This window comes from Streptomyces incanus, assembly GCF_042656345.1.
GTDB lineage: Bacteria > Actinomycetota > Actinomycetes > Streptomycetales > Streptomycetaceae > Streptomyces > Streptomyces incanus.
The window spans coordinates 1-10,125 of record NZ_JBHSPC010000074.1 but is presented as its reverse complement, the minus strand read 5'-3'; the positions used below and the strand labels follow the sequence as shown (position 1 = coordinate 10,125).

13 protein-coding genes are annotated in these 10,125 nt (G+C 69.3%); 5 read left to right on the top strand and 8 right to left on the bottom strand.

All coding sequences use genetic code 11. The annotated features are described in order from the left end of the window. Positions 1–194: 194 nt before the first annotated feature. Complete coding sequence (locus ACFP2V_RS22945) at positions 195–476, top strand: hypothetical protein (protein ID WP_381215592.1); 282 nt, start codon at positions 195–197, stop codon at positions 474–476. 242 nt (positions 477–718) lie between these two features. Continuing rightward, the gene (locus ACFP2V_RS22940; RefSeq protein WP_381215590.1) at positions 719–1,063 is read left to right on the top strand and encodes an STAS domain-containing protein; all 345 of its coding nucleotides are present in this window, start codon (positions 719–721) and stop codon (positions 1,061–1,063) included. Positions 1,064–1,095: 32 nt separating this feature from the next. Here the strand turns inward: ACFP2V_RS22940 and ACFP2V_RS22935 are convergent, their stop codons facing one another. After that, positions 1,096–2,508 (bottom strand): aminopeptidase P family protein, encoded by a 1,413-nt coding sequence (locus ACFP2V_RS22935; protein ID WP_381215587.1) that lies wholly within the window; start codon positions 2,506–2,508, stop codon positions 1,096–1,098. Between the two features lie 160 nt (positions 2,509–2,668). Here ACFP2V_RS22935 and ACFP2V_RS22930 point away from each other — a divergent pair, with 160 nt between their 5' ends. Beyond that, positions 2,669–3,652: a helix-turn-helix transcriptional regulator gene (locus ACFP2V_RS22930; RefSeq protein ID WP_381215584.1), complete on the top strand. Its 984-nt coding sequence runs from the start codon at positions 2,669–2,671 to the stop codon at positions 3,650–3,652. Between the two features lie 93 nt (positions 3,653–3,745). On the opposite strand, the gene ACFP2V_RS22925 is transcribed toward ACFP2V_RS22930, so the two are convergent. From ACFP2V_RS22925 to ACFP2V_RS22910, 4 genes are all read right to left on the bottom strand, one after another. Then, positions 3,746–4,198 carry a ribosomal maturation YjgA family protein gene (locus ACFP2V_RS22925; protein ID WP_381215581.1) on the bottom strand — a complete coding sequence of 151 codons (453 nt, stop codon included), beginning with the start codon at positions 4,196–4,198 and terminating at the stop codon, positions 3,746–3,748. Between the two features lie 163 nt (positions 4,199–4,361). After that, the gene (locus ACFP2V_RS22920; RefSeq protein ID WP_381215578.1) at positions 4,362–5,792 is read right to left on the bottom strand and encodes an NAD-dependent epimerase/dehydratase family protein; all 1,431 of its coding nucleotides are present in this window, start codon (positions 5,790–5,792) and stop codon (positions 4,362–4,364) included. A 23-nt stretch (positions 5,793–5,815) separates the two neighbouring features. Beyond that, on the bottom strand, positions 5,816–6,106 hold the full coding sequence (locus ACFP2V_RS22915; protein ID WP_381215575.1) for a transposase: 291 nt from the start codon (positions 6,104–6,106) through the stop codon (positions 5,816–5,818). Between the two features lie 286 nt (positions 6,107–6,392). Next, positions 6,393–6,839, bottom strand: coding sequence for an anthrone oxygenase family protein (locus ACFP2V_RS22910; protein WP_381215572.1), 447 nt, complete (start codon positions 6,837–6,839; stop codon positions 6,393–6,395). Between the two features lie 91 nt (positions 6,840–6,930). Here ACFP2V_RS22910 and ACFP2V_RS22905 point away from each other — a divergent pair, with 91 nt between their 5' ends. Continuing rightward, positions 6,931–7,509: a TetR/AcrR family transcriptional regulator gene (locus tag ACFP2V_RS22905; RefSeq protein WP_381215569.1), complete on the top strand. Its 579-nt coding sequence runs from the start codon at positions 6,931–6,933 to the stop codon at positions 7,507–7,509. Positions 7,510–7,882: 373 nt separating this feature from the next. On the opposite strand, the gene ACFP2V_RS22900 is transcribed toward ACFP2V_RS22905, so the two are convergent. Beyond that, the gene (locus tag ACFP2V_RS22900; protein WP_381215566.1) at positions 7,883–8,167 is read right to left on the bottom strand and encodes a hypothetical protein; all 285 of its coding nucleotides are present in this window, start codon (positions 8,165–8,167) and stop codon (positions 7,883–7,885) included. Positions 8,168–8,391: 224 nt separating this feature from the next. On the opposite strand from ACFP2V_RS22900, the gene ACFP2V_RS38705 reads away from it, so the two are divergent. After that, a complete protein-coding gene (locus ACFP2V_RS38705) occupies positions 8,392–9,096 on the top strand; it encodes an IS6 family transposase (protein ID WP_465269209.1) in 705 nt (234 codons plus the stop codon). Here the strand turns inward: ACFP2V_RS38705 and ACFP2V_RS22890 are convergent. Further along, positions 9,006–9,782 carry a group II intron maturase-specific domain-containing protein gene (locus ACFP2V_RS22890; RefSeq protein ID WP_381215563.1) on the bottom strand — a complete coding sequence of 259 codons (777 nt, stop codon included), beginning with the start codon at positions 9,780–9,782 and terminating at the stop codon, positions 9,006–9,008. The two genes, ACFP2V_RS38705 and ACFP2V_RS22890, sit on opposite strands and share 91 nt — an antisense overlap. Continuing rightward, on the bottom strand, positions 9,736–10,125 hold a 390-nt coding region (locus tag ACFP2V_RS22885; RefSeq protein WP_381215560.1), incomplete at its 5' end, for a hypothetical protein. The genes ACFP2V_RS22890 and ACFP2V_RS22885, both read right to left, overlap by 47 nt.

Sequence of the window (10,125 nt, the reverse complement as noted above, 5' to 3'; positions counted from 1 at the left end):
CACGGCCCTCACCACCGTGGCCGGCCGACTGGGCATCCCCGTCGACGACGAGTTGACGGACCGGGTGAAGCCATGACGGTGGCGGAGCGTCCGAGGTTCGTCGCACCGGCACCCGACGAGACACGCCCGCGAAGCGGGGCCGCCGGCTGAACCTGTGGCAGGCCGCCTGGTACGTCGCCACCAGCAACCTCGTATTGGCCCTGGTCTTCTTCACCCTGGACGTCGACGCCGACATCTGGCGCCGGTCGGTCGGCTCGGACTCGCTCGTCGCCACCGTGCTGTTCCTGGGCCAGGCACTGATGCTCAAGGAGAGCCCCACCGGGCCGGCCGGCAAGGGACGGCTGGACGAGTCGGTCGCCGACCTGGACAGTATCTACGGGATCAAGGCCATCGCCGGTATGCCCGACGAGGCGACCCGTACCGCCGTCGAAGTGCCCGCCGTCGGGTTCCGGCACACCGACCGTCCGTACTGGTGAGCCCAAGCGGGAGCGTAGGGTCGAAAGCAGCGGAAGACCAGCTCAGGACATACGTCCGAAGCCACAGGTGCCTTGCCGGACGCCTGGAGAAGAGGCAGACGAGCCCACCCCCCCGCCCTCGGTCCCCGCCCTACCGGGGGCCGTGAAGAGGCTCTTCACGGCCGGGTTGGGCGAACTTTCTCCGAGATGCAGAACGAACGTGCGGGCGCAACCTCCCCCCAGGGCTTTGCCGTCGGGTACGTATGGAACCGCCAACCGAGATCGGTTGCAGCGACGTCGACGGCTGGACCGTCGTGGAGGTCTTCGGGGAGGTGGACGTGTACTCCGTGTCGGTCATCAAGCAGTACATGATCGAGCGGCTTGCGGACGGATGCCGCCGTTCCATCATCGACCTGCGCGGAGTGAAGTTCATCGACTCCATGGGTCTGGGCGTCCTGGTCGGCGTCCTCAAGCGCGTCATCACGGTGCACGGTGAGCTGAAGCCGGTCATCACCGACGCGAACACACAGCAACTGTTCGCTCCGACCGACCTTCAGCACGTCTTCCCGGTCTACGGCTCCGGGTACCAGTTGCGAAGAACCTCGTAGCGTGCGCACTCCGCCGAAGCCGCCGTCATCACTCAGCCCGCGAAGCGCGCCATCCATGCCTCGACCTCGTCCGCGGCGCGCGGCAGGCCCGCCGACAGGTTCTCGTGGCCTTCGTCGGTGACGACCAGGTCGTCCTCGATCCGGACGCCGATGCCGCGCCACTCCTCGGGCACCGTCAGGTCGTCCGCCTGGAAGTACAGGCCCGGTTCGACGGTCAGGCACATGCCCGACTCCAGCACACCGCCGACGTAGTCCTCCGTGCGGGCCTGCGCGCAGTCGTGGACGTCCAGGCCCAGCATGTGACCGGTGCCGGCCATGGTGAAGCGGCGCTGCAGGCCGAGTTCGTACGCCCGGTCGACGGGGCCCTCGATGAAGCCCCACTCGACCAGCCGCGCCGTCAGGTGGCGCTGGGCCGCCTCGTGGAAGTCGCGGTACGGGGCGCCTGGCTTGACCGTCGCCATACCGGCCTCCTGGGCCTCGTACACCGCGTCGTAGATCTCGCGCTGCAGGGGCGTGAAAGTGCCGCTGATCGGCAGCGTGCGGGTGACGTCGGCGGTGTAGAGGGAGTGTGTCTCCACGCCGGCGTCAAGCAGCAGCAGGTCTCCCGGGCGCACCGGGCCGTCGTTGTCCGTCCAGTGCATGATCGTGGCGTGCTCACCGGCGGCGCAGATCGAGCCGTAGCCCACGGCGTTGCCCTCGAGGCGCGCCCGGCGGAAGAAGGTGCCCTCGATCCACCGCTCCGACGACGCGATCGCCCGGGAGATTTCTGCGACGACGTCGGTGAAACCGCGCACGGTGGAGTCCACCGCCTTGCGCAGTTCCCCGAGTTCCCAGGAGTCCTTGACGAGGCGGAGATCGCTGAGCGCCTCTTCCAGTTCGGCGTCCCGCTCCGCGTCGGTGGTGACGGCGGCCTCGATGGAGGGGTCGATCCCGCGGACGATCCGGGTCGGCGGGCCGGAGGCGGCGGCCAGGTCGGCAGCCGCGGTGCGGACGTCGCGGCACGGCATGCCGAGTACGCGCTCCGATTCGGCGAGTGAGCGTCGCCGACCCGTCCACAGTTCGGCGTGGGCGCCCGTCCAGAACTCGTCGTCGTCCCTGCTGTCCCGCGGCAGCTGATAGCAGTAGGCGTCATGGCCGCCGTCGGCGCGGGGTTCCAGGACGAGCGCGCCGTCCCGGACCTGGTCGCCGGCCATGTGCACGTAGCCCGTGTACGGCCGGAAGGGGTAGGTGTCGTCGTTCGAGCGGACCTTGAGGTTCCCCGAGGGGATCACGAGGCGTTCGCCGGGGAACCGCGCGGAGAGCGCGGCGCGGCGGCGGGCCGCGTGCGGGGCTTGCTCGGCGAGCTGGAGGTCCTGTCGTTCGGTGTCCGCCCAGCCCGTCCGCATCAGAGCGGACAGCTCTGCGGAGATCCCCGGGTAGAGGCCGTTCTTCCGACGGTCAGCCACGTCGTGCACCTTCTTCCGTTGGGCTTCCATGAGGTTCATCGGCGCCGCCGGTCCGCGGCGGCTCCCGGACGGTACCGCCGCGCGGCGGTCGCTGGGGCCGAACAGTGCCAGTGGCACAGACCGGCCACAGGCCCGGGCGGAAAACGTCGATAATGTGCCCATGGCGAACGCAAAACTCGGCGAGGCCCTCCGGCTGCTGGGACTCGGTCACAAGGCGTGCCGGGTCTACCTGGCCCTGCTGGAACTGGCCCCCGCTCCGCTGAGCGCGATCAGCGCGGCGGCCGGGCTGGGCGGGGCCGAGTTCGCCGCGGCGTACGGCGAACTGGCCGACGCCGGACTGGCCAGTGCTGCAGCCGGGGACGGGGACGTGGTGGCCCCGGTGCCGCCCGCCGCGGGCCTGGAGATCCTCGCCCGGCACCGGGCGGCCGAGCTCGAGGAGTCGCGCATCGCCGTCGGAGGCGCCTTCGAGTCGTTCCGGCGCCGACGGCTCGCCGCCTACAACGACGACCTCGTCGAGGTCGTCACCGGCGAAGCCATCGGTCCCAGGATGCGCCACGCGTGGGCCAGCGCCCGCGAGCAGATCCGGCAGTTCGAGTCCCCGCCGTACGCCCCTCTGGTCGGCGCCACCGACGATGCCTTGGCGACGCTGGCCCGCGGGGTGACGCAGCGCGTCGTCTACTCGAGGGAGTCACTGGAGCATCCCGGCCACCTGAACGACGTCATCGAACCCTGCATCGAGGCGGGAGAGCAGGCCAGGGTGCTGCCGTCGGTGCCGGTCAAGCTCTTGATCATCGATGAGGCGTACGCCCTGGTGTCGCTGTCGATCAAGGAAGCAGACATACACAACACCATGCTGGTGGTGCAGCCGTGCGGCCTGCTCTCCGCGCTGACGGCCCTGTTCGAGCAGGCGTGGCAGAACGCCCTCCCCATCCACGGCCTCACCACCCGCCCCGCCGGCCTCCCACCCGCCGACCGTCGCCTGCTGCGCCTCCTTGCCGGCGGCGCGACGGACGACGTCATCGCCCGCGAACTGGGCATCAGCCGCCGTACGTTGTTCCGCCGCCTCCAGATCCTGATGGCCCGTCTCGGCGCCGCGAACCGTTTCCAGATGGCCCTGCAGGCACAGCGCTCCGGCTGGCTGTGACCGGGTGTCCAGGACGGTCTTGCCCGGGTGGGCCCGGCGACGGCTGCAGGAGCGTGCGTCGGCTGCAGGGACTGTTCACCGAGTACGTCGCCATCAGCCCCGGCGGATTCTCACGCGGGAACCGGGCCTGTGCGCCCCGGCGCCTCGCGCCAGGCATACGGCGAGCCAGCCGGCCACCGCGCCGACCGCATACCAGAACAGGTCCGGTGCGTTGAAGGTGGAGCCGAGGATCAGGCGGGCAGCCGTACTGTGCCGGGAGAGCTCCGACGGCAGGTCACTGAGCTGCAAGAACTCGACGCCCCAACTCACGGCCAGGGCGACTCCACCGGCCTTCAGCGGTGTCAACCGCGGCGCCACGAGAAGGACGAGGGCGAACAGCAGAAGCGTGTACAGGGCGTCCCCGCCGTACTTGGCCGCCCCTCCCCCCGTCGTCGCCCGGAGGCCCAGCCCCGCGCCGACGATCACCGACGCGGCAGCTGCCGCCGTGAGACGAATTCGTATCGGATCGCCGTCGGCACCGGCGCAGGTTCTGGAAGTCGAGACCATGCAGTCATTCTGCGGACACCGTTGCCCGCTCCAACAGTTACCGACCGCACGTCGGAGCGCCCGCGGCAGAGGTACCCGAGCGAGCGCGGCACAGGCGGGCCGGCCCAGGCCGATGCCTCGGGTGTGGCCCGAAGGGCGTGGCGGCCGAGGCCTGCCCGCAGGATCAGCGGCGGGCGCCCGGGACCGTGAACGCCGCGGGGCTGGCCGGCAGATCCACCGTGCACGGACGCAGGTACGTGTCCAGATACGGTGAGCGGCTGCCGGGGTGGCGAGGTCGTCGGCCGGGTCGTCCAGGGCCAGCTTCAGCCTGACCCCCTGACCTGGCACTGATCACGTTGAAGACCTGATCGGCGGCGGTCCCGGCTGAGCCTGCCCACACGGTCGCCCGGGCGAGCAGCTCGGCGTCGGTGGTCTGGTACAGCACGTCGTAGGCGGCGCGGGTGCCGGGGAACCGCATCGGCAGGCCGAGTTCCTTGCAGATCGCGGCGTGGATCCCGATGACGAGCAGGAGGTTCATCGGGTTTCCGGTCGCATAGCCGGTCACCCCCTCGGGGCGCAGCGCGGTGAACGCGAAACCCCGTTCGGCGGCGGCCTGCCGCAGGAGGTCCTCCTGGGTGGAGTAGAAGTGCGGGGCGACGAGCCGTGGGTCGCTCTCCTTCGCCTGCGTCGTGAAGTACCCGAGGTGGTGGCCGTACGCCTTGCCGCCCTGATAGAGCGTGACGTGGCGGAGCGGCGCGCCGGCGGCCCGCAGTGCGTCGAGGGTGTTGCGCAGGAGCGCGTCGTTGACCTCGATGAGTTCGGCGTCGGTCGGCCTCTCGATGTAGGCGGCGAAGACGAGGTGCGTGACGTCGCCGAGGCCGGCGAGGCCGGTCGTCGCGCTCTCGGCGTCGAGCAGGTCGACGCTGTGGTGCTGCCAGGGCGCGTCGTCGAGGGCACGGCGGCTCACGCCGTGGACGGTCCACCCCAGTCGGGTGTACTCGCGGGCGGCGTAGCTGCCGATGAGGCCGCCGTCTCCGGCGACCAGGACGGTGTCGCCGTTCGCGGGCAGGTCGGTCAGTCCGAGTCCTGGCGTGGTGGGGGTGGGGTGGGGGGCGTGGTCATGGACGGGATCTCCGTTCTTGCCCCGGCTGCTGGTGCGGACGGTGTAGGTCTGCACGAGGACTTGGCGCATGATGTCCACGGCCCCGATCTCCCGCAGCCAGGCCGGCGCGGCGGGCGACCAGGCGGCTCGGCACAGCCGCAACGCGTCCTGGCCGTAGACCTGGGACAACTGGTCGCGCTTGACCTTGGAGCCGGGCAGTTTCCAGCTGTCGACCCGAGGTCCGTAGCGGTGGGCGAACTCCGGCACGTCCACGGCTCGGGCCAGCCAGTCCGGTGCCGCGACCGACAGCGCCTCCAGCGCAGCCCGCACGCTCTCCCCGGCCAGCTCCAACCGGTTCAAGTCCCGTACCGAGCTGACCACATGAGTGGAATCGGTGCGCTGCTTTCCTCCCGCGGCCACCAGCCCGGCGTCAACGCAGTACTCAAGGAGCCGGTCGAAGACGACACGCTCCATGCCGTTGCCGACCAGGCGGGCCCGGAACCGGGGCAGCACACTGTGGTCGAAGCAGGTGTCCGTCAGCTCCAGGCCGGGGCGTGCTTCCAGTCGATGGCCCGTATCGCCATCGCTGCGGCCTGTCGGTCGGTCAAATTCTCCGCGAACTGCAACACCGTAACCAGCGACAGCACCCCCGGTGACAGACCCGGCGTCCCACGCACCCCGAACGCCTCGGTGAACGGCTCATCGGTGAAGACCTCCCTGAGCCGGTCCCGCACCCGGATCGCCACACTCCCCTGCGGGAACGCCGCCCGCGCGACCCGTACTGTCTGCTCCGGGACCGGCGGCAGCCCCATCGGCCGCAACGACATCACAACCCACCCTCCATGGCCGGACAAGACGTAACGACCGCAGGAACGATCACCACCTACCGGTCAAGCAGCCGCAGAGAATTGCGTACCAGAGTCGTGATCTGGATCAAAGACCTCACCCGAACCAGAGCCGAGAGCCGCGCAGGTCATCGAGGGGCGTAGCTTGTCGGGATCGCAGTTGTGGGCTCTCGGCGTCAGCCGCATTCCCGGATGTCGGGAGTTCGGTGGCCCGCTGCCGCCCGGGGAGTGGGGATTGCGCGCCACCAGCGCGGTGTCGCCCGCGGGCTCAGGTGAGGGCGGCGACCAGCAGGGTGAAGGCGGCGATGATGACGGCGACGCGGACGTAGTGGAAGCGGTCCCAGCGGTTCTTCTGCTCCTTCCAGTCCTCGGGCCGGTTCTCGGGGGTCCACGTCTTGCCCCGGTTGTTGATCGGGACGAGCAGCAGGAGCGACATGATCACGCTGAGGATCAGCAGCGCGGCGGCGGTGACGACGAGGCCGGTGCCGGGGTGGTGCCATCCGGCGATGGCCCAGACCGCGACGAGGACGAGCGAGGCGATGTACCAGACCGGCATCACGGCGCCGAGCATCCGGGCCCCGTGGGCGCGGCCGAGCACGCCGCTGTCCTCGGGGAGTCCGTTGAGGATCGGGTTGATGACGAAGGCGACGGAGAACTCCACCCCCACCATCAAGCCGACGACCACGGTGGTGACGACCTCGAGTGCGTTGAGCATGATGACCCCTCCTGGGATCTAGCGCTGCTAGACAATGAGGTAACGCTAGTACTGCTGCCGCTTGATTGTCTAGCGATGCTAGAATTGAATCATGTCGGTACAGGAACGCAAGGAACGCGAACGGGCGGACCGCGAGCGCCTCATCGTGGCGACGGCCCGCGAACTCGCCGAGCAGCAGGGCTGGGACGCGGTCACCACCCGCCGGCTCGCCGAGCGCATCGAGTACAGCCAGCCCGTCCTCTACAGCCACTTCCGCGGCAAGCGCGAGATCATTGGCGCCGTCGCCCTCGAAGGTGCCGCCGAGATGGCCGCGTTGCTGCGAGCCGCGGCCTCCGCCGCGGACTGCCCGCGCGCCCGGGTCACCGCCCTCGCCCGCGCCTACCTCGACTTCGCCGCACGCAACCCGGCGGTCTACGACGCCATGTTCCAGCTCGACGGCGGCCTGGCGTTCGCCAACGAGGACACCCCGGAGCCTCTGCAGGACGCCTTCGCCGCCCTGCTGGAGAGCCTCGGCGAGGTCGCCGGGGACGGCGTCCACCCGGCACTGTTCACCGAGGTGTTCTGGGCGGCCCTGCACGGGCTGGCGACCCTGACCCGGGCGGGACGGCTGCCGCCGGAGGACACCGAGCGGAGGACGGAACTGCTGGTGGACCGGCTTGCCATGGTCTGACGGACCGTCCCGGCGGGCACGCAGCCGGGGTCCTCGGGCCCCGCTGCCTGCCTGCGGCATCGCCTCCGGTCACTCGCGCCCACACGGCGCGGCCGCAGATCGCCGGGCCCCGTACCCCCGACGGGGCACCCGCCCCGGAAGCTGCGGTGCTCATTGATCACGACCCGATACGCGCCCCGGTCTGCCGTCGTCGGGCGTACACCCGGTACAGAGGACGGCAGGCGGATGGTTTTCCGAGACAACAGCACGATGTCGGTGAACCGCCGAGTCTTCGCACAGGCTCGACGGTTCACGGCCGTTCGTGGCGACCATGCCCGGTCCGCAGGTTCCGGGTGGACTGGTGGATCTTCATGAACGGTCTATGTCGGACGTGTCATCCACTGATGAATCGATCGATTCCGGTCTCGGTGAGTGAGTCCATCGAATCCAGTTGCGTGGCTACCGAGACGAGTTGATCGTATTCCGACCGAAGGATGGGGATGCCGAAATATTCGATCACTCGCACGAGATCGTCCACGGCCAGTTCGGCCTCGTCGTTGTCGACCATGTGGACGACCGACCGCAGTGCCCCTACAGGTCCCTTCTCTCCCGCCAGCCGACGCGCGATGCTCTCGGCGACCGAGCGGATGAGCACGTCGGGCGAGTCAGGTGCGTTCATTCGCTGAGACTTTCTCCCTCCTGGAGGTCACCCGGTCCGGTTGATGTAGGCGGTAGTCACACCCAGCGGTTTCCCGTCGGGCGCCGGGGTGGTGCGGTAGTACACGTAGACCGTGTACTTCTTCTTACGGCATCCGCAGCCCGTCCAGTACGAATACGGGCACTGGCACGTTGACTGACCGGGTGGGGTGATCTTCTGGTTGATCGGGCTGGGAGGGGTCGTCCGTGGGCAGCGCGCCGTCGTACGGGGGGCATCGGTACCCGGTCGAGGCGATCTCTCACTGCGTGTGGCTGTACTTCCGCTTCCCGTTCGGCTTCAGTGAGGTGGAGGAGCTGATGCCCGGGCGCGGTGTGCTCGTCTCCCACGAGACGGTCCGGCGCTGGTGCGCGAAGTTCGGGCAGGCCTACGCCGGCGCGCTGCGCCGCCGCCGGCCGCGGCCCGGGGATAAATGGCACCTGGACGAGGTCTTCATCAAGATCAACGGCGAACCGAAGTACCGGTGGCGGGCCGTGGACGCCGACGGCACCGTGCTCGACATCCTCGTGCAGAACCGGCGGGACACCGCTGCGGCCGGTGCTCTGACCTCGATGCTTCGAAGCGGATGGCAGCGCATCGGGGTCGCTGGGCTTGTCGCGCCGGACTGTCACGGACAGACACCGGGCCGATCGGCCGACTCCGGGGGACGACCGCTGTGGTGCGCGGACCTGCGGGTTCATGCTCGACGGCATCTTTGTCGCCGTCATGACTTTCTGGCACCGCTGAGTAGGCCCGGAGCGCGGTGCCGGGATTGCTCCCGGTCCGTTTCTCCGGACCTCTCGCCGAACCCGCCGTGCGCCTCTCAACGCAACGGGCTCTCCACGGTTTCTGCCGTCAGACGGGGGTTCGCAGGCTGCCATGGGTTGGGGATCGTGCTGGTCCGGTATCGGTAACGGCTGACCGTGACCGATGCGATCTGGAACAGTTCGATCCCGTCCGCCGTGATCGGTAACCACCGCCCGGTGGGGGTGGTGAACCGGCGGCGGACATCGCCCCAACTCCAGTGGTGACGTTCCCGCAGCATGCGGATCAGACGCCACCACACGAAGGCGTCAAGCTTCGTGAAGACATGCTTGGCGACAGCGTGCTTGAAGTAGTTGGCCCAACCGCGCATGATCTGAGTGAGTCTGATCAGCACGGCGGCGAGATCCTGCTGCGATGTCCTGCCTGTCAGAGCACGGATCTTCGCCTTCAGCGACCGGATGGGCCGGTCCGCGATGAAGGTGTAGACGTGCCATTTGGTCGTGCCTCCCTTGCGTTTCCACTGGATGCGGAAACCCAGGAAGTCGAACCCGTCGCTCAGGTGCGTGATCCGGGTCTTGGCCTGCGACAGACGCAGACCGAGTGGTTCGAGCACGTCGGCGACTTCCTCGCGCAGTGCCGCGGTGTCGGCCTCGGTGCCGTGCACCAGGACGACGAAGTCGTCCGCGTAGCGGACGACCCGCCACGTGGGTTGACCCTTGCGGCGCCGGTAGGCGCGCTTGCCCTCGGTGGCCATCGTCCCACCTGGTTCCCAGGGCCCGTGCAGGTGCTCATCGAGCGCCGACAGGGCGATGTTTGCCAGCAGTGGGGACAGCACGCCCCCAACGCAATAGATAACTCGGCCCGCGGTCGCCCGCCGTGTCACTCTCCGTGTCGGTGTGCGGATCTCGGTGCCGGGTGGCAGGACCGGGCTCGCGGAGAGGGATCCGGTGCCGGATGGTGATCTTCTCGGGTCCGATCAGGACGTCCTTGACCAGGAGCCGCAGAACGCGCTGTTGTTCTTCGACGTCGGCGGTGACCGCGTTGTGGTGGAGCCGGGCGAGGAAGCCTTCCAGATCGTCGGCGAGCTTCAGGTAGGCCTCGCGGTCAGCGAGTTGGGCCTGCAGGGCGTCGAGCTGGCTGCGCAGGTTCGCCTGGCGGGCCCGCAGCCCGGGCATCCG